The sequence below is a fragment of the Pseudoxanthomonas koreensis genome (assembly GCF_041890415.1).
GTDB lineage: Bacteria > Pseudomonadota > Gammaproteobacteria > Xanthomonadales > Xanthomonadaceae > Pseudoxanthomonas > Pseudoxanthomonas koreensis_A.
Genome location: NZ_CP169056.1, coordinates 643,993 through 669,670, shown reverse-complemented (window position 1 = coordinate 669,670; position 25,678 = coordinate 643,993). Strand labels below are relative to the sequence as shown.

Sequence of the window (25,678 nt, the reverse complement as noted above, 5' to 3'; positions counted from 1 at the left end):
GTCGACAGGTCATTGCAGGTGAAGTGCCCTGCTCAGGCCGCCCCTGCTCAGGCCGCCCCGGCCACCGCGTCCGTGGCCGCCACCGGCGCCTCCGGCCACACGGTCCTGGCCAACAGTTCGTCGTCCCAGTCGAACGCCAGCGCGCCGTCCTTCAGGAACAGGACCACGAAGTTGTAGACGTTGCGCGCGAACATCTCGCTCGCATGCACCGCGCCCATGCTGGCCAGGTTGAGCGGACCGGCGATGGCCACGCCGTGCTGTTCCACCGTCTGCCCCGGCACGGTCAGCTCGCAATTGCCGCCGGTCTCGGCGGCCAGGTCGACGATCACGCTGCCCGGCTTCATCCCGGCCACCATCGAGGCACCGATGATCTTCGGTGCCGGGCGCCCGGGTACGGCGGCAGTGCAGACGATCACGTCCACGCCGCGCAGGTGGTCGGCAAGGCGGCGCTGCTGTTCGGCGCGCTCCTCGTCGGTGAGCTGGCGCGCATAACCGCCCTCGCCGGCGGCGCTCACGCCGAGGTCGAGGAACTTGCCGCCCAGCGATTCGATCTGCTCGCGGGTCTCCGGGCGCACGTCGAAGCCCTCCACCTGCGCACCCAGGCGGCGCGCGGTGGCGATGGCCTGCAGGCCGGCCACGCCGGCGCCCACCACCAGCACCTTGGACGGGCGGATGGTACCGGCGGCGGTGGTCAGCATCGGGAAGAAGCGCGGTGCAAGCTGGGCGGCGATCAGCACGGCCTTGTAGCCGGCCATGCCGGCCTGCGAACTGAGCACGTCCATCGCCTGTGCGCGGGTGGTGCGCGGCAGCCGCTCCAGCGGAAAAACGCGCAGCCCGCGCGCCTGCAGCGCCTGGGCGCGTGCTTCGTCGGCCTGCGGCTGCAACTGGCCGACCAGGGTGGCGCCCTGCCTGAGCCCGGCAATGGTCTCGACCGGCGGCGACTGCACGCACAGCACCAACTCGGCCTGGGCCCGCGCATCGGCCCCGGCCAGCTGCGCGCCGGCGTCCTGGTAGGCCTGGTCGGTGATCCCCGCACCCAGCCCGGCACCGGGTTCCACCCGGACCTGCGCACCGGCGGCCAGCAGTTTCTTCACCGTCTCCGGCGTGGCCGCCACGCGCCGTTCCCCGGCCGCGGATTCCTTCAGCACCAGCACTTCGACCGCCATGCATCCCTCGTCACGCTCCAGGTGGAGCGGCGATGCTAGCAAAATGCAGGTGCGAGGTCGGCGCCAGCCGATGGTTTCATCCGTTCCGCCGCAATGTCCCGCGCCATTGGCGACACAGGCCGGCACCGCCACACGCCACACGCCACACCGTCAGGCGCGGGCGCGGGACGCACTGCCGCCAGGGTTCAGTGCAAGGTCACCGACTGCTGCTGTTGCGACACCGAGGTGTCCAGGCGTTCGATCACGCCCTGCATGGCGCTGTCGAAGGCCCCGTCGTCGGCAACGTGCATGCGCAGGCGGCCCAGCCGCACCATCACCGCCAGCTCCTCGGGCGAGGCCACGCAGAAGCGCACGCCACGGCGGTTGACGAACAGCAGGCGCGAGGAGATCGGGCTCACCCACGACAGCTTGCCCGCCTGCACCCGGCCGTCCTTGTCGATGAAGTCCAGCCAGGTGCCGATCGCAAGCTTGCGGATGTGGTCGGCGTCGGCGTGGTCGAAATCCAGGGTGTCGGTGCCGGCCACCAGTTCGATCGCACTCTGCTGCTCGACCGCGGCCGGCTGCGGCAGGGCCAGTTCCGGAAGTTCCGGCAGCGGCTTCTCCAGTTCCGGGCGCGCATCGGCCACCGCCTGCAGGGTGTCGTGCAGTGCGCTGATGGCCACGTCGGCCGCATCGCCATGCAGGCCGATGCTGGCGAACACCTTGCGCAGGCCCGGCTGCCAGGCTTGCAGCCACGGCTTGCCGACGATGTGGCGCTGGGCCTCGGCCACTTCGTCCAGCAGGCCATCGGCCAGTGCCATGGCCTCGACGAACACCTCGCCATCCTCGCCGTCGCGCAGCAGCGCCAGGGTGACGTGGTGCTGCCAGGGGCTGCGCAGGAAATCGCCCACCGCCTGTGGCAACTGCATGTCCTCGGTGCGCATGGCCAGCTCGGACTGCGCGCGTGCCCGCGCAAGCTCCAGCCGCTCCTGGCCGCGCTGGATCTCCGCGGTGCGGCGCTCGGTGATCTCCACCCGGCGATGATGCTGGTTGAGGAAATCGCGAAACTCCTCCTCCAGGGTCATGAAGATGGCGAGGTTCTCGTTGAACTCGGCCACCAGCCGCTCGATGATTTCCTCAACCTTGGCCAGCAGCGTGCGCTCGGCCGCGCTCTCGCCCTGGTTGCCCTCGCAGGCCTCGGCCAGCGCGTTGAGCAGGCGCCGCGCCGGGTGGGTCTTCTGCACGAACATGCGCCGGTCCAGCAGCGCCACCTTCACGAACGGCACGACCAGGCGGCCGATCAGCTCGCGCGGGCGTCCGGCCAGGTCGCGCTCGTCCAGCATCACGTCGAACAGCATGCCGACCAGGTCGATCGCATCCTCGTCCTTCGGGTCCAGGCGGGCACTGGACGGATCCATCCCCAGCTGGCTGGCATTGGTCAGCACCTCGCTCTTGAGCCGCTGCGACAACGACTCGCGCTCGTCGCCGATGGCCGCACGCAGGGTCGCGGTGGGCGTGGCCTGCAACAACGACAGCACCGAGAGCATCTCGCGCTGGCTGAGCGGGCGCTGATGCGCCTGCGCGGCGTGGATGTCGTCGGCGGCCTGCTCGGCGCCGCCACGCATCTGGCGGCTGTGCTCCAGCAACTGGTGCAGCGCGTCCAGCAGCATGCCGGGCGCGCTGTCACCGCCTGCACCCTCCTGGCCCTGCGTCGGGTCGAAGCCACCCTGCATCACGCCGCGGGTCTGGCTCCAGCGCTGCATGAAGCGCGCGGCCCAGGCCGGCGAATGGTCGTCCGCCTGGGATTCGCCCCAGCCGCCGTGCGGCTCTTCGGCCACCTGCTCGAACAGCGGTTCGGCACTGCGCGAGGGCGTCGGGCGCGAGGGTGCCCGGCTTCGCACCGGGCCACCCGGCAGCACGCCGGCCTGGACCAGGCGCTGGTCCAGCATCTCGTACAGCTTGGCGGCTACCGGCGCCAGGTCGCGTTCGCACAACTTGATCAGCACCAGGCGCACTTCCGGGGCCAGCTCGCAGTTGGCGAAGGCTTCGTGCACGGCCACGCCGATGTGCTCGGGCCCGATGGGGTTGCTGTCCTCGTCCAGTTCCAGGCCGCCGCCGATCCAGCCCAGGCGACGGTCCAGCCGCGCCAGCACCGGCTTGCAGCCGCGCATCAGCGCGCCGGCCAGGTGGCGCGCCGCCAGGCGCGATTCGAGTTCATGCTCGGGCACCAGGCTCAGCCCGGTCTCCTCCTGGCCCGAAAACACAGCTTCGGCCGACACCGGCGCCCCCAGCTCCAGCGATTGCCAGGCCAGGCCGAGCTGGGTACGGAACCGGGCGGCGATCTCGTCGCGATGGCGACGCAACTCGCGCATGCCGTCCAGGAACAGCAGCTGCGAATGGCCAGCGTGCTCGGCGCGGTCGAACAGGGCATCGTCATAGCGCGCAACGGACGTGGCAAACGCGTCACACAGCGCGGGAAGGAAGGCATCACGCGCCTGGGCCAGCAGCACGGCGTCGCGGCTGGAAGAACTGGGATCGGCTTGTTCTGGGCTCATGCGCGCCTGGCTCCCGCTCGGGCGATACGGTGACGGACAGTGACACGGACCCCCATTTCCGCACCTGCACTGTACGTGCTCCCCGGGCGGGGGACCGTGATGCAGTGGGCAGTTCCAGTGAATGGAGGTCGTGCGGTCGGGCCCGGTTCATGCCCCGCGCCCGCGGCCTGCCCGGAAACGGGCGCCTATACTCCGGCCTATCGGCGCATTCGCCCCTGACTTGAGCTTTCCCGGATCATGCACACCCCTTCTTCACTGCAGGCTCTGGACCAGCGCCGCTCGGTGCCTTCCGTCCTCCTTGCCGAGCCGGGCCCGGATGATGCCACCTTGCTGCGCATGCTGGCCTCGGCCGTGCGCGTGCCCGACCATGGCCGCCTGGTGCCGTTCCGGTTCCTGCGCATCCAGGGCGCTGCGCGCCACGCCCTGGGTGAATTCCTCGCCGCACGCACCGCCCAGCTCCAGCCCGAGGCATCCAGGGCGCTGCTGGACAAGGAACGCCAGCGCTTTGCCCATGCACCTGTAGCGATCGCGGTGATCGCGCGGCTGCAGCCGGGGCACAAGGTGCCCGAGCAGGAGCAACTGCTCACCGCCGGCTGCGTGTGCTTTGCGCTGCTGCAGGCGGCGCAGGCGCTGGGCTTCGGCGCACAGTGGCTGACCGCGTGGATGGCCTACGACCAGGAGGTGGCGCGCATGCTGGGGCTGGACGGGCACGAACGCATCGTCGGCTTCGTCCATATCGGCACCGCCCAGCGCCCTGCGCCGGAACGCGAGCGTCCGGATCCGCAGGCCTTGCTCCAGGACTGGGCGCCATGACCGACGCGGGCGCGGCCGGTGCGCGCCCGGCACTGCACCTGGTGGACGCCAGCCTGTACGTGTTCCGCGCCTGGCACGCGCTGCCCGACGAGTTCCACGATACCCACGGCTGGCCGACCAATGCCGTGCATGGCTTTGCGCGGTTCCTGCTCGACCTGCTTGAGCGCGAGCGCCCTGCACACATCGCCATTGCCTTCGACGAGGCGCTGGACAGCTGCTTCCGCCACCGCATCTACCCGGCCTACAAGGCCAACCGCGAGCCGGCGCCGGAAGCGTTGCGGCGCCAGTTCGCCCACTGCAAGGCGCTGTGCACGGCGCTGGGCCTGACCGTGCTGGCCGACCGCGAGTACGAAGCCGACGACCTGATCGGCAGCGCCCTGCAGCGCGCGCGCCCGGCCGGCTACCGCGGGGTGATCGTTTCGGCCGACAAGGACCTGTCGCAACTGCTGGTCGGGCAGGACGAACAGTGGGACTACGCCCGCGGCCTGCGCTGGAGCGCGGCCGGGGTCAAGGCCCGGCATGGCGTGCATGCGCACCAGATCGCCGACTACCTGGCCCTGACCGGCGATGCGGTGGACAACATCCCCGGCGTGGGCGGGGTGGGCGCCAAGACCGCGGCGGTGCTGCTGGCCCATTTCGGCACCCTGGACGCGCTGCTGCAGCGGGTGGACGAGGTCGCGTTCCTGCGCCTGCGCGGTGCGGCCCAGGTGGCCGTGCGGTTGCGCGAACAGCGTGAGCTTGCGCTGCTGTGGCGGCAATTGACCACCATCGCCTGCGACGCGCCGCTGGCCTACGAGGGTCCGGCGGCCCTGCGCACCGAGCCCGATGCGGAAATGCTCGACGCGCTGGCCCAGGCACTGCGCTTCGGCCCCCTGACCCGGCGCCGGCTGCGCGCAGCCGCCGGCCTGGAGGCCGACCACGACGCGCAGCCCTCCTCGCTTCCGGCTTAGCATGGCGCCATGAAGCCTCCCTCCCGCGCCAGCGAACCACCCCGCGTCGTTTACGAAGGCCGCTACCAGCGCATGGTGGTGCGCGGCCACTGGGAATACTCCGAGCGCACCCATCCGGGCGGCCTGGCGGCGATCATCATCGCAGTCACGCCGGATGACCGGGTGCTGTTCGTGGAGCAGTTCCGGATTCCGCTGCAGGCGCGCACGATCGAGATGCCCGCCGGCCTGGTCGGCGACGTGGACGCCGGGGAGTCGATCGAGCAATCGGCGATCCGCGAACTGGAAGAAGAGACCGGCTGGACCGCCGCGCATGCGCAGGTGCTGATGATCGGACCCACGTCCTCCGGCGCCAGCAGCGAGAAGATCGCCTTCGTGCGCGCCAGCGCACTGCGCAAGGTCGGTGCCGGCGGCGGCGACCCCGGCGAGGACATCACCGTGCACGAAGTGCCGCGCACCGGCGCAGCGGCCTGGCTGGCCGAGCGGATGGCCCAGGGCTACGAGCTGGACGCCAAACTGTGGGCCGGCCTGTGGATGATCGACCACAACCTCGACGGCAGCCCGCGTGAGCCCTGATACCGCCCACGCGGCCGTGCCCGCGCTGTTGGGCCCCGGTGACCCGCCGCCGTTCGAAGTGCTGCAGCCGCACGGCGGTTCGCCGTGGCTGCTGGTGGTGGACCATGCCGAGCGCACGGTGCCGCGCGCGCTTGGCGACCTTGGCCTGCCACCGGGCGAGATCGATCGCCATATCGGCTGGGACATCGGCATCGGCGGCGTGGCCCGGCAACTGGCACCGCAACTGGATGCCTGGACCGTGCTGCAGAACTTCTCGCGGCTGGTGATCGACTGCAACCGGCCGCTGGATGCGCCCACCCTGATCGCGGCGGCCAGCGACGGTACCGCCGTGCCGGCCAATGCCGCGCTGGACGGTGCGCAGCGCCAGGCGCGCATCCAGGCGATCTTCGCGCCCTACCACGACCGCATCCGGCGGGAACTCGATGCGCGCGCAGCGCAGCGACGGCCGACCCTGCTGGCCACCCTGCACAGCTTCACCCCGTCGATGGGCGGCATCGACCGGCCCTGGCACTGCGGCGTGCTCTATCACCGCGATCCGCGCCTGGCCCATGCCCTGCGCGATGCGTTGCAGGCCGAAGGCGACCTGGTGGTGGGCGACAACCAGCCCTACGCGGTGAGCGATGCCAGCGACTACGCGATCCCCGTGCACGGGGAGGCACGCGGCCTGGCGCACGTGGAACTGGAGATCCGCCAGGACCTGATCGCCGACGCAGCCGGCCAGCAGGCCTGGGCGCGGCGCCTGGCACGGCTGTTCGACGTGGTCGCCCCGGCCTTCCTGCACGGCTGAACACAGGCATGGCGGCAGCACCGGGCCGGGTGCCGCCGGCTCGGCAGCGCGGCCACGATCCGGCATACTCGGCCGGCTCCCTTTTGCCGATTTCGTGCACGATGCCCGGCCCCCGCCGCCCGACCCTGATGTTCCCGCTGCTCGCCCTGGCCCTGGGCGGCTGCATGATGACCCGCTCCATGCCCGAGCGATCCGCGTTCGAGGCGTTCGACTCGTCCAACACCTATTCGCGCAGCTTCGACCATTCCCCGGCCCAGGCCTGCGAGGCCGCGCGCCGCGCCCTGCTCAGCCAGGGCTTCGTGGTCGCTCGCGCCGAGCCCGACATCGTCGAGGCACGCAAGTATTTCCAGAAGGACGAAAGCCACGAGCAGGTGGAGTTCCGCACGGTCTGCATGCCGCAGACCCGCGGCGAGCACCAGACCGTGGTGTTCGTCAATGCGGTCCAGGACCGCTACGTGCTGCGCAAGAGCAACACCAGCGCCAGCCTGGGCGTAAGTGCACTGGGCTCGGTGTCGCTGCCGATCGGCTCGACCGAGGACTCGCTGGTCAAGGTCGCCAGCGAAACCCTGCAGGATCCGGATTTCTACCACCGCTTCTACGCGGTGCTGCAGCGCTTCCTGCCCGACCAGGTCGAGCGTGCGGCCCGGCCGGCGCCGCGCGCGCAGCCGACCCTGTTTCCCATCGAGCAGTATCCGCAGCCGTCTGCAGCCGAGCCGGTGCCGGAGCAGCCGGCGGCAACGGACCTGCCGGCACCCCCGTTCGCCCCCGTGCAATAGCGGCGCGCGGGCCGGGGACGGTCAGCCGGCGGCGAACGCGTCGGTCGCGCGCACCAGCGCATCGGCGTTGCCGGGCTCGAACGCGGAATGGCCCGACACCGGGGTGATTTCCAGGCGCGCCATGGGCCAGGCGCGGTGCAGCTCCCAGGCATTGCGCAAGGGACAGATCACGTCGTAGCGGCCATGCACGATCACCCCGGGGATGTCGGCAATCCGGTGCGCGTCGCGCAGCAGCTGGTCCTCCGACTGGAAGAAGCCGCGGTTGACGAAGTAGTGGTTCTCGATCCGGGCAAAGGCCAGGGCGAAGTGCGCGTCCTCATGGCTGGCGACGAACTCCGGGTTCCCGCGCAGGAAACTGGTCGCGCCCTCCCACGTGCTCCAGGCACGCGCTGCTGCCAGCCGGGTGGCTTCGTCCGCGCTGGTCAGGCGGCGGTGGTAGGCCGCCATCAGGTCGTGGCGCTCGTCCTCGGGAATGGCGGCCACGTAGCGTTCCCACGCGTCGGGGAACAGGTGGCTGGTGCCTTCCTGGTAGAACCATTCCAGTTCCCAGCGACGCAGCAGGAAGATGCCGCGCAGCACCAGTTCGGTCACCCGCTGCGGGTGCGCCTGGGCATAGGCCAGTGCCAGGGTGGAGCCCCAGCTTCCGCCAAACACCTGCCAGCGCTCGATGCCAAGGTGCGTGCGCAACGCCTCGATGTCGTCCACCAAGTGCCAGGTGGTGTTGTCGACCAGGTCCGCGTGCGGGGTGGAGCGGCCGGCGCCACGCTGGTCGAACAGCACGATGCGGTAGCGCGCCGGGTCGTGGAAGCAGCGCATTTTGGTATTGCAGCCGCCGCCGGGCCCGCCGTGCAGCAGGACCACCGGCTTGCCGCGCGGGTTGCCGCACTGCTCGTAGTACAGGCGGTGGCGGCCATCGACCGGGAGCATGCCGGTATCGAACGGCGCGATGTCCGGGTAGAGCGTGCGCATGCCGGCCTCGCTGCGGAAGGGATGGGCGATTCTAGCGTGCACCGGTGGCCGCACGGTCGAGGCGGCCGAGGGTGACGCGGTCGCGCTGCTCCAGGTCGCGCACGGTGCGCACATCGGCCAGGCCGGCTTCCTGCAGCAGGGCGCGCACCGCGACGCCCTGGTCAAGACCATGCTCCAGCAGCAGCCAGCCCCCGGGCACCAGGTGCGCCGGCGCCGCCGCGGCAATGGCGCGGATCGCCTCCAGGCCGTCGCTGCCCGAGGCGAGCGCGGTGGCCGGCTCGTAACGCAGGTCTCCCTGCACCAGGTGCGGGTCGTCCTGGGCGATGTACGGGGGATTGCTGGCGACCAGATCGAAGCGTTCGCCACCCAGCGCCTGGCACCAGTCGCCGCGCCGGAGCCATACGTTGCCCAGGCCGTGGGCCTGTGCATTGCGCTGTGCCACTGCCAGCGCCGCGGGGCTGGCGTCGGTGGCCACCACCGCCGCCATCGGCCGCTCGCTGGCAATGGCCAGGGCGACCGCACCGCTGCCGGTGCCCAGGTCGGCCACCCGCGCCGGTGCCTCGGGGTCCAGCCGTTCCAGCGCCAGCTCCACCAGCAGTTCGGTTTCCGGCCGCGGGATCAGCGTATCTGCACAGACCTCCAGGTCCAGGGTCCAGAAGCCGCGACGCCCGATCAGGTAGGCCACCGGTTCGCCGGCCGCGCGCCGGGCCACCAGCGCCTGGACGTCAGCGGCCTGGGCATCGGTCAGCGTGTCGGTAGCATGGGCGAACAGCCAGGCGCGGTCCTTGCCCAGTGCGTGCGCGAACAGGGATTCGGCATCGGCACGCGCGATCCCGGTGCATGCCTGCCGCAACAGCGCGTCCACACGCCGGGAGTAGAGTGAGGTCTGGTCCATCGGCAAGACGATGGACCACCGGCGGCTGCCTGCCAATGCCCCGGCCCGCCAACCCATCCGCCCGCGGCTGCCTGGCGGCGCCTCGGCACAAGGCCGGCCCTTGAATATTGATAGTCAATGCCTATCTATCCAATACCACTAATCGATTTGCCTTATCTATTGCCACTTCCTAGTATGACGTCCGCTCCCTCCCCGCCCCTTTCACCAACCACCTGAGGATCCATTGATGTCCCTGATCAACACCACGGTCCAGCCCTTCAAGGCCAGCGCATTCCACAACGGCGAGTTCATCGAGGTTTCCGATGCGGACCTGAAGGGCAAGTGGTCGGTCCTGATCTTCATGCCGGCCGCCTTCACCTTCAACTGCCCGACCGAAGTCGAAGACGCCGCCGAGAACTACGCCGAGTTCCAGAAGGCCGGTGCCGAGGTCTACATCGTCACCACCGACACCCACTTCTCGCACAAGGTGTGGCACGAGACCTCGCCGGCCGTCGGCAAGGCGAAGTTCCCGCTGGTCGGCGACCCCACCCATCAGCTCACCCGTGCCTTCGGCGTGCACATCGACGAGGAAGGCCTGGCCCTGCGCGGCACCTTCATCATCAACCCGGAAGGCGTGATCAAGACCCTGGAAGTCCACGACAACGCGATCGCGCGCGATGTCAGCGAGACCTTGCGCAAGCTCAAGGCCGCCCAGTTCGTGGCCGCCAACCCCGGCCAGGTGTGCCCGGCCAAGTGGAAGGAGGGCGCCAAGTCCATCGCTCCTTCGCTGGACCTGGTCGGCAAGATCTGATCGCCGCAGCGTCCTTCCCGCAGCGCGGGAAGGACCTCCGCTCCCGTCCCCACGGACGGGAGTGGATGCAAGCCCTCGTCCAGCGCCGCCAGCGCCAGGCCACGTCGGCTTGCATCCACTCCCCTGCATGACGCGTCCCCCGCAGGCCGCGACGGCACCGGCTTGCCGGACGCCCGCACGCCCCGCGTTCCCGCACCGGCGGATAACGACGCGCACACCCGACACCCCTTCACGGAGCCTCCCGCCATGTTGGACGCCAACCTCAAGACCCAGTTGCAGGCCTACCTGGAGCGCCTGACCCGCCCGGTGCACCTGGTCGCCTCGCTCGACGACAGCGAGGCGTCGGGCGAGATGCTCGGCATGCTGCAGGACATCGAGGCGCTGTCCGACAGGATCACCCTGCAGGTGAGCCGCGACGACGACCAGCGCAAGCCCTCGTTCGCCGTCACCAGCCCCGGCCAGCAGATCAGCCTGCGCTTTGCCGGGTTGCCGCTGGGCCACGAGTTCACCTCACTGGTGCTGGCCCTGCTGCAGGTCGGCGGGCACCCGTCCAAGGCCGCGGCCGACGTGATCGAACAGGTGAAGGCGCTGGACGGCAGGTTCCGTTTCGAAACCTACTTCTCGCTGTCCTGCCAGAACTGTCCGGACGTGGTCCAGGCGCTGAACCTGATGGCCGTCCTCAATCCGGGCATCGAACACGTGGCCATCGACGGCGCGCTGTTCCAGCAGGAGGTCGAGGCGCGCCAGGTGATGTCGGTGCCGGCCGTGTTCCTCAATGGCGAGCTGTTCGCCTACGGCCGCATGGGCCTGGAGGAAATCGTCGCCAAGCTCGACACCGGCGCCGAGCAGCGCGAGGCGGCGAAGATCGCGCGCAAGGAACCGTTCGACGTGCTGGTGGTCGGCGGCGGCCCGGCCGGCGCGGCGGCGGCGGTGTATGCCGCGCGCAAGGGCATCCGCACCGGCGTGGCGGCCGAGCGCTTCGGCGGCCAGGTGCTCGATACCATGTCGATCGAGAACTTCATCTCGGTGCCGCACACCGAGGGACCGAAGCTGGCAGCCCAGCTCGAACAGCATGTCCGCGAGTACGAGGTGGACGTGATGAACCTGCAACGCGCCACCGCACTGGTGCCGGCCGATGACGGCCTGGCGGAGGCTGGCTTGATTGAAATCCGGCTGGCCAACGGCGCATCGCTGAAGTCGAAGACCGTGGTCCTGTCCACCGGCGCGCGCTGGCGGCAGATGGGCGTGCCCGGCGAGGACCAGTACCGCAACAAGGGCGTGGCCTACTGCCCGCACTGCGATGGCCCGCTGTTCAAGGGCAAGCGCGTGGCGGTGATCGGCGGCGGCAACTCCGGCGTGGAGGCGGCCATCGACCTGGCCGGCATCGTCGGCCACGTCACCCTGCTGGAATTCGACGCGAAGCTGCGCGCCGACGAGGTCCTGCAGCGCAAGCTGCGCAGCATGCCCAACGTGCGCATCCTCACCAGCGCCCAGACCACCGAGGTATTGGGCGACGGCGAGCGGGTCACCGGCCTGGCCTACAGGGACCGCGTGGGCGGCGACAACCATCGGGTGGAGCTGGAGGGCGTGTTCGTGCAGATCGGCCTGCTGCCCAACACCGAGTGGCTGGAGGGCACGGTCGCGTTGAGCCCGCGCGGCGAGATCCTGGTCGACGAGCGTGGCCAGACCAGCGTGCGCGGCGTGTTCGCGGCTGGCGATTGCACCACCGTGCCGTACAAGCAGATCGTGATCGCCATGGGCGAAGGCTCGAAGGCCGCGCTGGCCGCCTTCGACCACCTGATCAGGGTGTCGGCGCCGACGCCCGAGCCGGTCGCCGAGACGGCCTGAGCACCGCCGGGCGCACCGGCGTAGAGTCGGACCCGCACGCCCGGCCGGGAGGCAAGCAATGAACCTGCGCGACCTCAAGTACCTGGTGGCCCTGGCCGAACACCGCCACTTCGGCCGTGCCGCCGCGTCCTGCTTCGTCAGCCAGCCCACGCTGTCCACCCAGATCCGCAAGCTGGAGGAGGAACTGGGCGTGGCCCTGGTCGAGCGCGCCCCGCGCAAGGTCATGCTGACCCCGGCCGGGCGCGAGGCCACCGAACGCGCGCGCAGGATCGTGGCCGAGATCGAACAGATGAAGGAGGCCGCCCGCCGCAGCCAGGATCCGGAGGCCGGCAGCGTGCGCCTGGGCATCTTTCCGACCCTGGCGCCCTACCTGCTGCCGCACGTGATCCCGCACATGCGCGCGCGCTTCCCGCAACTGGAACTGCTGCTGGTGGAGGAAAAGAGCGACGAACTGCTGGCCCGCCTGCGCGATGGCCGGCTCGACGCCGCCCTGCTGGCACTGCCGGTGCACGACGATCAATTGCACACCGAGCTGCTGTTCGAGGAACCGTTCGTGCTGGCGGTACCCGAGGACCACCCGCTGGCCAGCCGCCAGGCGCTGAGCCTGGACGCGCTGGCCGAACAGCCGCTGTTGCTGCTGGAGGATGGCCACTGCATGCGCGACCAGGCGCTGGACGTGTGCCAGCTGTCCGGTGCGCAGGAAAAGACCGGGTTCCGCGCCACCAGCCTGGAGACGCTGCGGCAGATGGTCGCGGCCAATGTCGGCGCCACCCTGCTGCCGATCCTGGCGGTCAAGCCGCCGGTGGCGCGTTCGGAGAACATCCGCCTGCTGCCGTTCACCGGCAGCGCACCGACCCGCAGCATCGCCATCTGCTGGCGGCACAGCTCGGCGATGGCCGGGTTCCTGTCGCGCCTGGCCCAGGTGCTGCGCAGCCTGCCGGCGGGGTTGCTGGAGCCCGATCCGGCCGCCCCGCGGCCGCACCCCGGGCCCGGCCGCGGCCCGAAGCGCCCCGCTTGAGCCCTCCGGGTTGAATCCCCCGGTTGAACCCGATCGCATTCCGGGCTACGTTTCCTGTCATAGTCAGTGACCCTAGGCGGATGCGGAGACGCGCCGCCTTTTTCTTCATGCGCGCCCGCCGCGCACCGCCAACCCCGAGGAACCCCCATGTCCACCCAGTCCGCCAGCGGCCTGCCCCCCACCTTGATCATTTCCAGTCGCGACATGGCGCGCCTGGAGGCCCTGCTCGACTCCCCGGTGCTGAGCCGCCATCCGGCCGCGCTCGCGCTGATGGATGAGCTCAACCGTGCCGAAGTGCTGCCGCCGGAGCAGATGCCCGCCAACGTGGTCACCATGCACTCCCAGGTCGAGTGCGAGGACGCGTCCACCGGCGAGCAGCACGTGCTGACCCTGGTCTACCCGAACGAGGCCGACGTGGAAAAGGGCCGGGTGTCGGTGCTGGCCCCGGTGGGCAGCGCGCTGCTGGGCCTGTCGGTGGGCCAGACCATCGATTGGCAGGCGCCGGGCGGCCGTCCGCTCAAGCTCCAGGTCAAGGCGGTGCGCTACCAGCCGGAGGCCGCCGGCGACCTGCATCGCTGATCCTGCATCGTTGATCCTGCGGCGGTCGCGGGGATGGCAGGCGCCACCCCCGCGGCCCACTCAGCCGCCGCGCGCCTGTAGCGCCGCCACGGCCGGCAAGGTCTTGCCTTCCAGGAATTCCAGGAACGCGCCGCCGCCGGTGGAGATGTAGCTGACCTGGCCGGCGATCCCGTACTTGTCCACCGCCGCCAGGGTGTCGCCGCCACCGGCGATGGAGAACGCATCGGACGCGGCAATCGCCCGTGCCAGGGTCTCGGTGCCCTTGCCGAAGGCGTCGAACTCGAACACGCCCACCGGCCCGTTCCACACCACCGTGCCGGCGGCCTTGATCAGCTCGGCGTACTGCGCGGCGGTCTGCGGACCGATGTCCAGGATCATGTCGTCGGCCGCCACCGCATCGACCGGCCTGACCGTGGCCGGCGCGTCGGCGGCGAACGCCGGCGCCACCACCACGTCCACCGGCAGCGGGATCTGCGCGTTGCGTGCCTTGGCATCGGCATCGATCTTGCGCGCGGTGTCGAGCAGGTCGGCCTCGTGCAGCGACTTGCCCACGCCGTGCCCGGCTGCGGCGATGAAGGTGTTGGCGATGCCGCCACCGACGATGAGCTGGTCCACCTTGCCCACCAGGCTGGTGAGCAGTTCCAGCTTGGTGGAGACCTTGCTGCCGGCCACGATGGCCAGCAGCGGACGGGCCGGGTTGGCCAGTGCCTTGTCCAGCGCGTCCAGCTCGGCCATCAGCAGCGGACCGCCGGCGGCGACCGGGGCGAAGCGGATCACGCCATGGGTGGAGGCCTGGGCGCGGTGCGCGGTGCCGAACGCATCCATCACGAACACGTCGCACAAGGCCGCGTACTTCCTCGCCAGCGCCTCGTCGTCCTTGCCTTCGCCCACGTTCATGCGGCAGTTCTCCAGCAGCACGACCTGGCCGGGCGCCACGTCCACGCCATCCACCCAGTCCTTGACCAGCGGCACGTCCACGCCGAGCAATTGCGACAGGCGCGCGGCCACCGGTGCCAGCGAGTCGGCCTGGCTCCAGGCACCTTCCTTCGGCCGCCCCAGGTGCGAGGTCACCATCACTGCTGCGCCCTGTTCCAGCGCCAGCTTCAGGGTCGGCACCGAGGCGGTGATGCGCTGCTCGGAGGTGATGCGGCCGTCCTCGAGTGGAACGTTGAGGTCCTGCCGGATCAGCACGCGCTTGCCGGCAAGGTCGAGGTCGGTCATCCGCAGGATCGTCATGGGCTGCTACTCGTCATCGGGGGGAAAGGGCAACCGTGGCGGCGGCGCGGCGATGCAGCGGCGCGTCCACGAAGCCCGGCATTGTCCCGCCGCGGCCCGGTGGCGGCAAATCGGCGCCGGTCGCGCTGCGCGGACCGGCGCCGCTGCGGCGGCGTGGATCACTCTGGCGACGGGCGCTTGCGCAGCAGGCTCATCCCCAACCCGGCCACCGCGACCGCGCCGACAATCAGCAGCGACCACAACAACCATGCCTTCCAGTCGTAAGTGCGCTGGCTGCGCAGTGCACGCTCGCCCGCCAGTTCCTGTGGCGCATCCGCCAGGTAGGCGGGCGCAGGCTGCCAGCCTGGTCCTCGCTGCCGACGCAGTGCTTCGAGCAACGCCGGGATCGGTGCATCGGCACGCTGTGCATTGCCGCTGCCGGCGGCCAACGCATACGGCGGCGCGCCCTGGGCCAGGAACACCACCACCTCGGGCCGATAGCCCAGGCGCAGCACCGGCTCGGCTTCGCCGGTCGGGGTCGCGGCGGCCAGCCGCCAGTGGCGGTCACGCACCGGGGCGGACAGTGCCTTGGGCGCCGAGCGGCTGGCCGCATCGGCGCCGGTGCCGACCTCGTAGGCCATCCACGGGCCTGCGCGCCAGGCCCAGCCAGCGTCGGCGTCCTCGCGGCTGTAGAGGGTCCATTCAACCGCGCTGTTGCCGGGCAGGCGCACATCCGCACGCGCGACCGGGAAGCGGCCCGGCAGCACGAACTCGAAATAGTCGCGGCCGCCCTCGCGGCGCCGCTCGCCGGAGATTTCCAGCCATTGCCAGGACTCCTGCGCGGCTGGCGGCGCCAGCTCGGCGCGCACGCCGGTGAGCCCCGGCGCGGTGCCCGTGCCGGTGGGCAGCAGGCGCAGGTAGCGCGCCTGCCCGTCCAGCTCGATCCGGCCCTGGCGCAAGCGCTGGCCATCACGCTGCAGGTCCAGCAGGGTGGTGCCGGCGTTGAGCGTGCGCCAGCGGCTCAGGTCGTCGCTGCCTTCAACCCTGTATCCCGCCTGCAACGGCTGCGCTGGTGCCTCCCACTCCAGCAGCAGCGCACGCACCGGCTCGCGCAGGCGGCTGGCATCGACCAGCCAGTGATCGCCGGAGGGGGCATCCGGCCCGGCCACGGTTCCGGCCTCGACCCTCAGGATGCCGCCATCGGCACTGCGCTCGGCAATCAGGCGGATATCGCCACTGGCACGCCGCCCGGCGTCCGGCAGCGCGAACCACGGCAGGTCCAGCGTGCGCGGCGGCTGTGCCAGCGGCTGCGCCGGCGACAGCAGCGCCGCCGGCATCGGCTGGCCCGAGGTGTTGAACACCTCCAGGTCGCGCAGTGACGGCTGCGTGGCGCTGCGGTACACCGCTTCGTCCAGGACCACCCGATAGGCACCGGCATCGGCCTGGCCGGCGGTCAGCAGCCACTGCCGGGCGTACTCCTCGCGGGTACCGGCCGCGGCAAGCACGGGCACAAGGAACAACAGGCACAGCCAGGCGGACCTGCTCATGCGCGCGCCTCCCCGTGGACGGACGCCGCGCGCGGCGGCGCAGGCGCGAAGTAGCCGACGATCGAGCAGAGCATGCCGTAGGCGATGAAGGAGATGATCCCCATCAGGTTGCCCAGGTGCTGGCGATCGACCAGCACCAGTTTGGCCAGCACCACGCCCATCAGCAACGCACCTGCCAGCCACAGCCCGCGCCGGCCACCGCGCGAACCGACGATCCAGCCGATCACGCCGAGCACGCTCCAGACCACGGTCAGGCTGGTCTGGGCAAGGCTGGTGGACAGCATCTGCGAGGACCACTCCACGCCCGCCCAGTGATGCACCGTGCGCAGCGTGCTCATGCTCAACAGCAGGAAACCGCCGCTGGCCACCACCGCGTTGCGCATGCCGGACGACAGCTGCCCGGCCACCATCCAGCTGGCCATCAGGCCCAGGACAGCCAACTGCGCCAGTTCACCCGGGTTGAGCAGCGGCAGCCATGGCAGCGGCGCGGCGCCCAGTGGCCTGGGCAGTGCCAGCAGCCAGCCGCCACCCAGCACCACCATCACCACGCACAGCAGGGCCAGGTGCGCCGGGGCCGCGACCTCGGGGCGACGCGGCGCGACCAGCCACGACCAGCGCCACAGTCCCAGTGCCGCCAGCGCCAGCCAGGGCAGGCCCATCAGGCCCAGCGTCCAACCTTGGCCCAACCCCGCCTCGCCCGCGATCCATCGACCTTCCATCGACAACACCAGTGGCCACACCAGCCACCAGGCGAACTGCGCGGCGCGGGCGCTGCGCCCGGGGTCCTGGGCCAGGCAGGCCAATGCGCGCAGGCCAAGCAGCGCGAACGCCAGCCAGGCCATTGCACCGAAGTTGCCGCCGGCCGGGTGCACATGCGCATGGCCCTGCCATGCAGCCAGCGGGGCGGCGATGACAAACGCGCCCAGCAGGGTCAGCGCAAGCAAGGGCGCGGGGCGGCGGCGGTGGACCTCGGCTGCCAGCCACCCGGTCACCGCGGCAAACACCAGCCACAGGTCCGCACGCAAGCCCCACTCGACGAAACGCGAGCCTTCGTGCAGGCCGTTGCCTGCCCACCAGGCCAGGCCCCACAGGTAGAACACCGAGGCCATGAGCGTGCGCCCGTATGCCCGCGCCACCCAGGCACTGGCCAGGCCCGCCAGCGCGATCAGGACCATGCCCATGGCGGTGGGATTGAGCACCGCGCGCAGGTCCTCGTCCACCCGCTCCAGCCCGATCAGCAGTGCGATGGCGGCCAGCAACTGCAGGGCAACGCCGCTGAACTGCGGCATCCAGCGCTGCTGGCGCAGCCCGAGCCAGACCAGGCCGGCACCTTCCAGCGCCAGCACGCTGGCGGTGGCGCGCGCACTCAGGCCCAGTGGCACGGACAGGGTGGCGAAGCCCACGGCCAGGATCGCGTAGGACTGGGCCAGCACCTCGTAGCCCCTGCGCCGCAGCAGGGACCAGGCCAGCAGTGCGTACAGTGCCGCCAGGCCAAGCGCGCAGAATGCCAGCGGCAAGCGCTGCCCTTCCATCAAGGCGGCCTGCAGGCTGAAGGCGATCAGCGGCGTGCCGAACACCAGGCAGCCATCGACGAGGTCGCGGCGATTCTCCGGCCGGCGCCGCGCGAACAGCAGCGGCACCACCAGGTAGAAGGCGAAGAACAGGGCCAGGAACGGCTGGGTGCTGGCGTACTTCTCCGGCACATAGGCATCGATGCCCCACAGGGTGCCGATGCCGAAGGTGAACACGAAGCCGAGCAGGTTCAGCGAGCGCCATGCCTTGAACCACGCGACCACCACCACTGCGGTATTGAGCAGCGCGTAATAGGAGAACAGCGCCACGTGGTTGCCACTGCCGGTGGACAGCCAGATCGGCGCCAGGTAACCGGCCAGCAGGGCGAAGGCCGCCAGGGCCTGGCTGTTCTGCAATACCGCCAGCAACATCGCACCGGCGACCAGGATCACGCTCAGGGCGAACGCAGGCGCCGGGTCGATCAGGTCATAGAGCTTGAACGCGGCGAACACCGTCAGCAGCAGCACGCCGATGGCACCGCCCTGCACGCTGAGGGCGAAGGCGCGGTTGCTCTCGCGCTTGCGCCATGCAAAGCCCAGCGCTGCCAGGGCCGCGGCGGCCACGCCGGCCAGGCGCAGCTCCATCGGCAACACGAACAGGCCCTGGTCGGCGGCGTACTTGAGCAGCGCCGCCACGCCGGCCAGCATCACCAGCACGCCCACCTTGGCCGGCAGGTTGCCCACGGTGAACCAGCGCTTGACCATGCGCACCAGCGCATCGCCCGGTTCGGTGGTGGTGGTGGTGTGCGCCGGCCGGCGGGCACTGGCTGCAGCCGACGCCGGCGCGGGGCCAGGCGCCGGTGCGACCCGGGCTGCGGCAGGCAGTGGTGGCGGCGCGGATGGTGCGGGCGCGGCAGGAGAAGGTGCGGGTGCGGGTGCGGGTGCGGCAGGCTCGGCCGGCGGCAATGGCGACGACCGCGTTGCAGGCGTGGCACGCGCACGCATCAGGTCCGCCAGGACCGGTCCACCATCATCGTCCCTGGCCGACGCGGCAGTGGCTGGTGCAGGTGCAGGTGCCGGTGCAGCCGTGCGCGCAGATGCCGGTGCCGGTGCGCGTGCCGATGCGTGCTGCAGGGCGGCCAGATCGTCTTCGAGCGCGGTCACGCGCCCCTTCAACCCGGCCAACGAGACCAGCGCCACGATCAGCAGGACCGGCATGACCAGCAATGCCAGGCCAAGCACGACCAACAACCCAATGAATCCATCCATCCCCTGCCCCCGTCCCGTCAGGTCCACTGCGCTGGTTGCCGGCGCAACCCCACCGACCCGGCGCGCGCAGAGTCAACGATGCGCCGCCTCATTGCAAGACGCCGGCCGCCAGGCGTCGGCACCCGCCCTGCCGGCGGCACCAAACGTCGAAGGCGCCCACCGGGGGCGCCTTCGCGTCTGGGTCATGCCTGGCGGGAACCGGCCTACTTGCCGGCCACCACGCGCACCATCTCCAGGCACTTGTTGGAATAGCCCCACTCGTTGTCGTACCACGACACCAGCTTGACGAAGGTGCTGTCCAGGGCGATACCGGCGTCGGCGTCGAAGATCGAGGTGCGGGTGTCGCCGCGGAAGTCGGTGGCCACCACCTTGTCCTCGGTGTAGCCCAGCACGCCCTTCAGCGCGCCCTCGCTCTGCGCCTTGACCTCGGCCTTGATCTCCTCGTAGGTCGCCGGCTTCTCCAGCTCGCAGGTGAGGTCGACCACCGAGACATCGGAGATGGGCACGCGGAAGCTCATGCCGGTCAGCTTCTTGTTCAACGCCGGGATCACCACGCCAACCGCCTTGGCTGCGCCGGTGGAGGACGGAATGATGTTCTCGAGGATGCCGCGACCACCACGCCAATCCTTGTTGGACGGGCCGTCGACGGTCTTCTGGGTGGCGGTGGCGGCGTGCACGGTGGTCATCAGGCCACGCTTGATCCCCCACTTGTCGTGGATGACCTTGGCCAGCGGGGCCAGGCAATTGGTGGTGCACGAGGCGTTGGACACGATCGCCTGGCCGGCGTACTCGTGGTGGTTCACGCCGAACACGAACATCGGCGTGTCGTCCTTGGACGGGGCCGACTGGATCACCTTCTTCGCGCCGGCGTCCAGGTGCTTCTGGCAGGTTTCCTTGGTCAGGAACAGGCCGGTGGACTCGAGCACCACCTCGGCGCCGACTTCGTCCCACTTGAGGTTGGCCGGGTCGCGCTCCTGGGTCAGGCGGATCTTCTGGCCGTTGACGATCAGGGTATTGCCCTCGACCTTCACCTCGCCCTGGAAGCGGCCGTGCACGGAGTCGTACTGCAGCATGTAGGCCAGGTAGTCGGGCTCGAGCAGGTCGTTGATCGCGACGATCTGGATGTCGTCCCCGAAGTTCTGCACCGCCGAACGCAGCACGTTGCGGCCGATGCGGCCGAACCCGTTGATGCCAACCTTGATCGCCATTGCGCGTGACTCCTGACGGCCACGTCCGGCGTGGCCCATGTGGGTGGAAAGAGGGTCCGTATTCTAGCACCCGCGCCCCTCCAGCCCAGCGCAGCCGCAGCGGCGGCGGCCGTAACGGCCGGTGCACGCGGGCGTTGCCGTTGCAACGGAAATCACCTGCCGGGCGGCAGCCGCGCAGGGCCGGCCCCTGTTGCCGGCAATGCCGCGGCAACGCGGGTGCGTGCCTCGGTTACAGTGCCCGGATGCGCCACCGCCGCCGTCCCTGCATGCCGTCCCGCGCTCCCCACGCCGCGCGCTGGCTGGCCGCATTGCTGGCGCTGACCTTCGTCCTGCCCGCGCAGGCATGGGGACCGCTGGGCCACCGCCTTGTGGCACGGCTGGCCGAGGACGGCCTGGGCCCACAGGCACGCGCCGGCGTGGCCCGCTTGCTGCGCAGTGAACAGGCGCCGGACCTGGCCGCCATCGCCTCCTGGGTCGACGAACTGCGCGCACGCGATCCGAACCTCGGACGCCGCAGCGCGCGCTGGCACTACGTCAACCTCGGCGACCACGGCTGCACCTACGTGGCCGCGCGCGACTGCGCCGGCGGCAACTGCCTGGTGGCCGCGCTCGACGCCCAGGTCCGGATCCTGGCCGACGCCTCGCGCAGCGATGCCGAACGCCTGCAGGCACTGAAGTTCGTGGTCCACCTGGTCGGCGACGCCCACCAGCCGCTGCATGCCGGCAACCGCCATGACCGCGGCGGCAACACCTACCAGCTGCAGCATGCCGGTCGCGGCACCAACCTGCATGCCCTGTGGGACAGCGGCCTGCTCGGCACCCGGCGCATGGGCGAAGCAGCATGGCTCAAACGCCTGCGTGCCACGCCGCCGCCCGCGGTCACGCCGCTGCCGGCCGCAGGCGCGGCGGCCTGGGCTGTCGAATCCTGCCGCCTGATCCCGCGCACCGGCATCTATCCATCGGGCCACGCGGTCGACCAGGCCTACGTGGACGCCCACCTGCCGCAGGTCGAACACCAGTTGCGTCTGGCCGGCGCGCGCCTGGCCGCCGTTCTCAATGCCGCGTTCGAGCCACACTGACCTGGTGTAACGTCCAGATCCCGCCGACGCCTGCGAGCGCACGCACACTGGTACGCGCACTGGCCGCGCCGCCGACGACGACCGCCCGTCCTGGAGTTCCAATGCCCACCCTGCTGCTGTCCCGATGCGTCGTGCTCGCCCTGCTGTGCGCACTGCCACCTCCAGCGGATGCCGCCAACAGCGCTGGCGCCGTGCTGCCTGCCACGCCGAATGCCACCGGATCCGGTGGACTGGTCGAGGACCGTGGCCGCGACTGCCCGGCCCAGGCACTGGTGGACGCAGGCGGGCCACTGCTGCCAGACCCTTTCGTCCGTGCGGATGGATCGCGGCTGGATACGCGCGCGGACTGGCGCTGCCAGCGGCAACGGACCCTGCGGACCGCGCAGGCCCAACTCTACGGCGACAAGGGTCCGCAGCCGGATGCAGTGACTGGCACCATCACCGGCGAGCGGATCGACGTGACCGTGGCCCACGGCGGCCGCCAGGTGAGCTTCAGCGCGAACCTGCGCCTGCCGCCCGGGCCGGGGCCGCACCCGGCGATGATCGTGGTCGGCGGGGTTGCCGGCGTGGATGACCGCCTGCTGGTGGAGCACGGCGTGGCGCGCATCGACTACCTGCCTACCCAGCTCGGCGCGGAAACCGGCCAGGGCCGCGAACGCCAGGGCGCGTTCTTCGACCTGTACGGGCAGCAGGTGCAATCCAGCGGCACCCTGATGGCCTGGGCCTGGGGCGTGAGCCGCATCATCGACGTGATCGCCGGCGCCGGCCAGGGAATGCTGCGCGCCGACGCGATCGGCGTCACCGGCTGCTCGCGGCTGGGCAAGGGTGCACTGGCCGCCGGCGCATTCGACCAGCGGGTGGCGCTGACGATTCCGATCGAATCCGGTGCCGGTGGCGTGCCGACATGGCGTGGCGGCAGCGATGGTGCGGGCACGCAGCCGGCGCACAGCGCATATGGCGAACAGCCGTGGCTGGGTGATGCATTCGCCGCATACACCGGCGCGGTCGAGCGGCTGGCCATCGACCAGCACCAGGTGCTGGGCCTGGTCGCGCCGCGCGGGCTGCTGATCCTGGACAACCCGCACGTGGCCTGGCTCGGTGCACGCCAGGGCCACGCCAGTGCGCTGGCCGGCGCCGAAATCTACCGCGCGCTCGGCGCGGCGGGCAACCTCGGCTACCACTCCGACGTGGAGGACGGCACCCACTGCAAATGGCGACCGCAATGGGACGCACCGACGCGCGCGGCTATCGGCAGGCACCTGCTGCACGAGCCCGCACCGGACCTGGCGATCAACGCGGCAGACGGTGCCACCGCCACCCTGGACGACCTGCGCGACTGGAACACACCGGAACTGGAATGACGCCGGATCGGCGCTGATGCCGGCGCGAGGTTCGCGCGCGGCATGCGCTGCCAGGTTGCGGGGACGAGTGCGCTGACCGGCTGGTCAGCGATTATCCAGCCGCAGCGTGCCGACCCGGGCGCGGCCTTCACGCACCTCGAAGGTGAATGCCCATCCCAGGGTGACCGCGACCGGCGTAGCGTCCGCCACCGCGCCTGCACAGCCGTGCCCGGTCCAGTCGCGATCGCGGGTCGCCGCGTCGGGATAGGTGCACAGCATCGCCGGCCGGAACCGCCAGCGCTCCATCGCCGCACGCGCGGCCTCGGCCAGCATGGGGAACCGCGCCGGCGCCTCGCATCCGGCCTGCGCCAGCGGCGACACCCGGTGCACCGCGCCCCCGGCATCGACCACCAGGCTTACGCACAGCGTGGTTGGCGCCAGTTCGCGCTGCGCCAGGGCTTCCGGGAACTCCGGCAGCGGCCCGTCGTCCACCGCCGGGAACACGAAGGCCTGGCGTGCATCCATCCCGTACTGCGCCACGCCTTCGGGAAGAATCATGCGCTGGCCGATGCCGGTGCTGCGGGTGGCACAGCCGGCCACGCAGGCCAGGGCGATGCAGGCCATCGCCACGCGATGCCGGATGGCGTTGCGCACATGCGGGCACATCGCGGATGGCCGGCTCCCGTCACCGTGCATGCTCAGTTTTCCACGGTATCGGTGTCGTCCTCAGGGATCGCGAACGTGACCGGTATCCGCACCCATCCTTCCACCGCGCTTCCGTCGCGCATGGCTGGACGGAAGCGCCACTGGCGCGCCGCTTCCAGCGACACCTGTTCGAACACGCCCGCCGGCTCGGCACGCTCGACCTGGACATCGCGCAAGCTGCCGTCGGCGGCCACCGTGGCCAGCAGCAGCACCTGGCCGCCGATGCCCTGCCGGGCCGCCTCGGGCGGATAGGCCGGCGGCCGGGTCATGTCGATCACCGCGGCCTGCTCCGGGTCGGCTTGCGCAGCGGCGATCCGCGCCGGTACCTGCATCGCGTCCGTGGGTTGCTGCCGGCCGCCCGTTGCATCCTGATCTCCGCCCAGGCGCAGCACGGTCAGTTCGAGGGTGGCGACCGGGCCACCACCCGGGGCACCGGTGGTGATGCGCGCCGGCTCGCCCAGGGCGACCAGCATCCTCGGCGTGGATGCCTGGCTGCCGTCGATGTGGATCGTCCCGGCAACCCACGCCTGCGCCGGATCATCCGCCTGCCCGACCACGAATTCGGCTTTCCAGGCCGGCGTGGTTCCGTCGGCGCTGCGGAGGACGAACGTCCGGCCCGCACGCTCGCGCAGCCGCACGGCACGCGCATTGCCGTCCACCTCCATCCGCACATCGACCGAGTAGAGCGGGCCCGCCCCGGCCATCGATGCCAGGGGGGACGGGGCGGGCGGCTGCGTGGCCCATGCCAGGTAGCCGGTTGCCGCCGTGACCACGAGCGCGAGCAGCATGGATGCCAGCCAGTGCAACGGCGAGGGAATTGGGCGCTTGAGCATGTCGATGCGCTCCTTGAGCGGGTGGCTTGCCTGCCAATGGCAACCCAGTGGCAGGAGCGAGGGGTCGACCTGGGTCTTGAGCATCGCCTCGCCGTATTGACGTCGGGCGTGCGGGTGGCGCGCGATCACCCGTCCATCGCAGGCCAGTTCCTGGTCCAGCCGGAAGCGCCGCATCGCGAAAGGCAGCAGCGGGTTGAACCAGAACAAACAGCCCAGCAACGCGGCCAGCGCATTGGCCAGGAGGTCGCCGCGACGCACGTGCAGGCGTTCGTGCGCGATCACCAGCACCTTTTCCTGCGCGGTGTAGCGCCGGTCGAAGTCGGCCGGGAGCAGGATCCGCGGGCGCACCAGCCCGATCACCGCCGGCAGGCCCGCAGTTGCACTGGTCGAGCGGTACAGGCCATCGTCACCGCGCTGCACGACACCCAGCCCACGCTGGAAACGCTGCTGCCGCCAGCCCTGCAATGCCATTGCCACCAGCACACCCGCTGCCCACAACGGCAGCAGCCATTGATGCCAATGCCATTGCGCGCGTGGTTGCAGCGCCGCCACGGCGCCAACGGGCGCCACCTGCCAGGCCACCGGCAGCGCCAATGGTGCATCCATGCCGCGTGGCAGCAGCACCGCCAGCACGACGACCGGGACGCACAGCCACAATGCATATGCAGCGCTGGCGCCCAGCAGCGCACGTACCGGCCGGCGCATGGCCAGCACCAGCAGCAGCGCCGCGCTGCTGGCCAGGGTTGCTTCCCACAGCATCGCCAGCGGGTCAGCGTCCATCGCCAGGCTCCCTTCCGTCGTCGAGTTCGGCCACCAGCCGCTTGAGTTCGGCGATATCGCTGGCACTGAGCCTGCCACGCTCGCTGAAATGGGCCACGAGCGGCGCGACGCGACCGCCGAACAGGCGCGCAAGCAGGCCCTCGCTCTGTTGCTGCACCCAGGCCTCGCGCTGCAACACCGGCGAATACAGGTAACGGCGCCCGTCCCGGCACGCGTCGATGGCGCCCTTGTTGAGCAGGCGGTTGAGCAGGGTCTTGATGGTGGGCTCGGCCCAGCCGGTGGCATCGGCCAGCGCACCGATGACGTCCTCGGCGCTGCGCGGGCTACCTGCCCACAGCACCTCCATCACCATCGCCTCGGCATCACTGATCGGAGTCATGGGTTCCGTTTACGCCTGTAATTTCTACCGATTACATGCGTAATCCAAACCTGTGTCAAGCCCCTCCCGACGTGGCCCCTGCATGCGCAGCCCGTACCCGCGGCACCGGCGCTA

The 25,678-nt window shown here is 70.7% G+C and carries 22 protein-coding genes; 11 read left to right on the top strand and 11 right to left on the bottom strand.

Annotation, left to right across the window (positions count from 1 at the left end; all coding sequences use genetic code 11):
• Window positions 1–47: 47 nt before the first annotated feature.
• Window positions 48–1,166: an NAD(P) transhydrogenase subunit alpha gene (locus ACEJ41_RS03050; protein WP_374013329.1), complete on the bottom strand. Its 1,119-nt coding sequence runs from the start codon at window positions 1,164–1,166 to the stop codon at window positions 48–50.
• Window positions 1,167–1,351: 185 nt separating this feature from the next.
• Window positions 1,352–3,700 (bottom strand): DUF1631 domain-containing protein, encoded by a 2,349-nt coding sequence (locus tag ACEJ41_RS03045; protein ID WP_374013328.1) that lies wholly within the window; start codon window positions 3,698–3,700, stop codon window positions 1,352–1,354.
• 237 nt (window positions 3,701–3,937) lie between these two features.
• On the opposite strand from ACEJ41_RS03045, the gene ACEJ41_RS03040 reads away from it, so the two are divergent.
• From ACEJ41_RS03040 to ACEJ41_RS03020, 5 genes are all read left to right on the top strand, one after another.
• Entirely contained in the window at window positions 3,938–4,513 is a 576-nt protein-coding gene (locus tag ACEJ41_RS03040; protein WP_374013327.1) for a nitroreductase, read from the top strand.
• Entirely contained in the window at window positions 4,510–5,463 is a 954-nt protein-coding gene (locus tag ACEJ41_RS03035) for a 5'-3' exonuclease H3TH domain-containing protein (RefSeq protein ID WP_374013326.1), read from the top strand. The genes ACEJ41_RS03040 and ACEJ41_RS03035 overlap by 4 nt, the downstream gene beginning before the upstream one ends.
• Window positions 5,464–5,472: 9 nt before the next feature.
• Window positions 5,473–6,036, top strand: coding sequence for an NUDIX hydrolase (locus ACEJ41_RS03030; RefSeq protein WP_374013325.1), 564 nt, complete (start codon window positions 5,473–5,475; stop codon window positions 6,034–6,036).
• A complete protein-coding gene (locus ACEJ41_RS03025) occupies window positions 6,026–6,823 on the top strand; it encodes an N-formylglutamate amidohydrolase (protein ID WP_374013324.1) in 798 nt (265 codons plus the stop codon). Before ACEJ41_RS03030 ends, ACEJ41_RS03025 begins: the two co-directional genes overlap by 11 nt.
• A 101-nt stretch (window positions 6,824–6,924) precedes the next feature.
• The gene (locus ACEJ41_RS03020; RefSeq protein ID WP_374013323.1) at window positions 6,925–7,599 is read left to right on the top strand and encodes a DUF2242 domain-containing protein; all 675 of its coding nucleotides are present in this window, start codon (window positions 6,925–6,927) and stop codon (window positions 7,597–7,599) included.
• Between the two features lie 21 nt (window positions 7,600–7,620).
• Here the strand turns inward: ACEJ41_RS03020 and pip are convergent, their stop codons facing one another.
• Window positions 7,621–8,568 (bottom strand): prolyl aminopeptidase, encoded by a 948-nt coding sequence (gene pip / locus ACEJ41_RS03015; protein ID WP_374013322.1) that lies wholly within the window; start codon window positions 8,566–8,568, stop codon window positions 7,621–7,623.
• 31 nt (window positions 8,569–8,599) lie between these two features.
• Window positions 8,600–9,463 carry a peptide chain release factor N(5)-glutamine methyltransferase gene (gene prmC, locus ACEJ41_RS03010; protein WP_374013321.1) on the bottom strand — a complete coding sequence of 288 codons (864 nt, stop codon included), beginning with the start codon at window positions 9,461–9,463 and terminating at the stop codon, window positions 8,600–8,602.
• A 226-nt stretch (window positions 9,464–9,689) separates the two neighbouring features.
• Between prmC and ahpC the strand changes: the two genes are divergently transcribed.
• The 4 genes from ahpC (at window position 9,690) to rnk (ending at window position 13,698) form a co-directional block, all read left to right on the top strand.
• Complete coding sequence (gene ahpC / locus ACEJ41_RS03005) at window positions 9,690–10,253, top strand: alkyl hydroperoxide reductase subunit C (protein ID WP_374013320.1); 564 nt, start codon at window positions 9,690–9,692, stop codon at window positions 10,251–10,253.
• A 246-nt stretch (window positions 10,254–10,499) separates the two neighbouring features.
• Window positions 10,500–12,101, top strand: coding sequence for an alkyl hydroperoxide reductase subunit F (ahpF, locus tag ACEJ41_RS03000; RefSeq protein ID WP_374013319.1), 1,602 nt, complete (start codon window positions 10,500–10,502; stop codon window positions 12,099–12,101).
• Window positions 12,102–12,159: 58 nt separating this feature from the next.
• Complete coding sequence (locus tag ACEJ41_RS02995) at window positions 12,160–13,119, top strand: LysR substrate-binding domain-containing protein (protein ID WP_374013318.1); 960 nt, start codon at window positions 12,160–12,162, stop codon at window positions 13,117–13,119.
• A 147-nt stretch (window positions 13,120–13,266) separates the two neighbouring features.
• Complete coding sequence (rnk, locus tag ACEJ41_RS02990; protein WP_374013317.1) at window positions 13,267–13,698, top strand: nucleoside diphosphate kinase regulator; 432 nt, start codon at window positions 13,267–13,269, stop codon at window positions 13,696–13,698.
• Window positions 13,699–13,758: 60 nt separating this feature from the next.
• On the opposite strand, the gene ACEJ41_RS02985 is transcribed toward rnk, so the two are convergent.
• The 4 genes from ACEJ41_RS02985 to gap form a co-directional block, all read right to left on the bottom strand.
• Window positions 13,759–14,934, bottom strand: coding sequence for a phosphoglycerate kinase (locus tag ACEJ41_RS02985; protein WP_374013316.1), 1,176 nt, complete (start codon window positions 14,932–14,934; stop codon window positions 13,759–13,761).
• 158 nt (window positions 14,935–15,092) lie between these two features.
• Window positions 15,093–16,460 carry a DUF3999 domain-containing protein gene (locus tag ACEJ41_RS02980; RefSeq protein ID WP_374013315.1) on the bottom strand — a complete coding sequence of 456 codons (1,368 nt, stop codon included), beginning with the start codon at window positions 16,458–16,460 and terminating at the stop codon, window positions 15,093–15,095.
• Window positions 16,457–19,240 carry a DUF2339 domain-containing protein gene (locus ACEJ41_RS02975; RefSeq protein WP_374013314.1) on the bottom strand — a complete coding sequence of 928 codons (2,784 nt, stop codon included), beginning with the start codon at window positions 19,238–19,240 and terminating at the stop codon, window positions 16,457–16,459. Before ACEJ41_RS02975 ends, ACEJ41_RS02980 begins: the two co-directional genes overlap by 4 nt.
• 203 nt (window positions 19,241–19,443) lie before the next feature.
• Window positions 19,444–20,448 carry a type I glyceraldehyde-3-phosphate dehydrogenase gene (gene gap, locus ACEJ41_RS02970; protein WP_374013313.1) on the bottom strand — a complete coding sequence of 335 codons (1,005 nt, stop codon included), beginning with the start codon at window positions 20,446–20,448 and terminating at the stop codon, window positions 19,444–19,446.
• 266 nt (window positions 20,449–20,714) lie between these two features.
• Here gap and ACEJ41_RS02965 point away from each other — a divergent pair, with 266 nt between their 5' ends.
• Together ACEJ41_RS02965 and ACEJ41_RS02960 are read left to right on the top strand one after the other, a co-directional pair.
• Window positions 20,715–21,527, top strand: a complete 813-nt coding sequence (locus ACEJ41_RS02965) for a S1/P1 nuclease (protein WP_374013312.1) — start codon at window positions 20,715–20,717, stop codon at window positions 21,525–21,527.
• 101 nt (window positions 21,528–21,628) lie between these two features.
• Window positions 21,629–22,888: a topoisomerase gene (locus ACEJ41_RS02960; RefSeq protein WP_374013311.1), complete on the top strand. Its 1,260-nt coding sequence runs from the start codon at window positions 21,629–21,631 to the stop codon at window positions 22,886–22,888.
• Window positions 22,889–22,972: 84 nt separating this feature from the next.
• Here the strand turns inward: ACEJ41_RS02960 and ACEJ41_RS02955 are convergent, their stop codons facing one another.
• From ACEJ41_RS02955 to ACEJ41_RS02945, 3 genes are read right to left on the bottom strand one after another with little or no spacing between them, the layout of a single operon-like run.
• The gene (locus tag ACEJ41_RS02955; RefSeq protein WP_374013310.1) at window positions 22,973–23,521 is read right to left on the bottom strand and encodes a hypothetical protein; all 549 of its coding nucleotides are present in this window, start codon (window positions 23,519–23,521) and stop codon (window positions 22,973–22,975) included.
• Between the two features lie 44 nt (window positions 23,522–23,565).
• Window positions 23,566–25,185, bottom strand: coding sequence for a TonB family protein (locus tag ACEJ41_RS02950; RefSeq protein WP_374013309.1), 1,620 nt, complete (start codon window positions 25,183–25,185; stop codon window positions 23,566–23,568).
• Window positions 25,175–25,564, bottom strand: coding sequence for a BlaI/MecI/CopY family transcriptional regulator (locus tag ACEJ41_RS02945; protein ID WP_374013308.1), 390 nt, complete (start codon window positions 25,562–25,564; stop codon window positions 25,175–25,177). Before ACEJ41_RS02945 ends, ACEJ41_RS02950 begins: the two co-directional genes overlap by 11 nt.
• Between the last annotated feature and the right edge of the window lie 114 nt (window positions 25,565–25,678).

What these genes read in the sequence shown, in the direction of transcription:
- ACEJ41_RS03050 (WP_374013329.1), bottom strand. Translation starts at nt 1,166, where the DNA reads ATGGCGGTCGAAGTGCTGGTGCTGAAGGAATCCGCGGCCGGGGAACGG.
- ACEJ41_RS03045 (WP_374013328.1), bottom strand. Translation starts at nt 3,700, where the DNA reads ATGAGCCCAGAACAAGCCGATCCCAGTTCTTCCAGCCGCGACGCCGTG.
- ACEJ41_RS03040 (WP_374013327.1), top strand. Translation starts at nt 3,938, where the DNA reads ATGCACACCCCTTCTTCACTGCAGGCTCTGGACCAGCGCCGCTCGGTG.
- ACEJ41_RS03035 (WP_374013326.1), top strand. Translation starts at nt 4,510, where the DNA reads ATGACCGACGCGGGCGCGGCCGGTGCGCGCCCGGCACTGCACCTGGTG.
- ACEJ41_RS03030 (WP_374013325.1), top strand. Translation starts at nt 5,473, where the DNA reads ATGAAGCCTCCCTCCCGCGCCAGCGAACCACCCCGCGTCGTTTACGAA.
- ACEJ41_RS03020 (WP_374013323.1), top strand. Translation starts at nt 6,925, where the DNA reads ATGCCCGGCCCCCGCCGCCCGACCCTGATGTTCCCGCTGCTCGCCCTG.
- pip (WP_374013322.1), bottom strand. Translation starts at nt 8,568, where the DNA reads ATGCGCACGCTCTACCCGGACATCGCGCCGTTCGATACCGGCATGCTC.
- prmC (WP_374013321.1), bottom strand. Translation starts at nt 9,463, where the DNA reads ATGGACCAGACCTCACTCTACTCCCGGCGTGTGGACGCGCTGTTGCGG.
- ahpC (WP_374013320.1), top strand. Translation starts at nt 9,690, where the DNA reads ATGTCCCTGATCAACACCACGGTCCAGCCCTTCAAGGCCAGCGCATTC.
- ahpF (WP_374013319.1), top strand. Translation starts at nt 10,500, where the DNA reads ATGTTGGACGCCAACCTCAAGACCCAGTTGCAGGCCTACCTGGAGCGC.
- ACEJ41_RS02995 (WP_374013318.1), top strand. Translation starts at nt 12,160, where the DNA reads ATGAACCTGCGCGACCTCAAGTACCTGGTGGCCCTGGCCGAACACCGC.
- rnk (WP_374013317.1), top strand. Translation starts at nt 13,267, where the DNA reads ATGTCCACCCAGTCCGCCAGCGGCCTGCCCCCCACCTTGATCATTTCC.
- ACEJ41_RS02985 (WP_374013316.1), bottom strand. Translation starts at nt 14,934, where the DNA reads ATGACGATCCTGCGGATGACCGACCTCGACCTTGCCGGCAAGCGCGTG.
- ACEJ41_RS02980 (WP_374013315.1), bottom strand. Translation starts at nt 16,460, where the DNA reads ATGAGCAGGTCCGCCTGGCTGTGCCTGTTGTTCCTTGTGCCCGTGCTT.
- ACEJ41_RS02975 (WP_374013314.1), bottom strand. Translation starts at nt 19,240, where the DNA reads ATGGATGGATTCATTGGGTTGTTGGTCGTGCTTGGCCTGGCATTGCTG.
- gap (WP_374013313.1), bottom strand. Translation starts at nt 20,448, where the DNA reads ATGGCGATCAAGGTTGGCATCAACGGGTTCGGCCGCATCGGCCGCAAC.
- ACEJ41_RS02965 (WP_374013312.1), top strand. Translation starts at nt 20,715, where the DNA reads ATGCCGTCCCGCGCTCCCCACGCCGCGCGCTGGCTGGCCGCATTGCTG.
- ACEJ41_RS02960 (WP_374013311.1), top strand. Translation starts at nt 21,629, where the DNA reads ATGCCCACCCTGCTGCTGTCCCGATGCGTCGTGCTCGCCCTGCTGTGC.
- ACEJ41_RS02950 (WP_374013309.1), bottom strand. Translation starts at nt 25,185, where the DNA reads ATGGACGCTGACCCGCTGGCGATGCTGTGGGAAGCAACCCTGGCCAGC.
- ACEJ41_RS02945 (WP_374013308.1), bottom strand. Translation starts at nt 25,564, where the DNA reads ATGACTCCGATCAGTGATGCCGAGGCGATGGTGATGGAGGTGCTGTGG.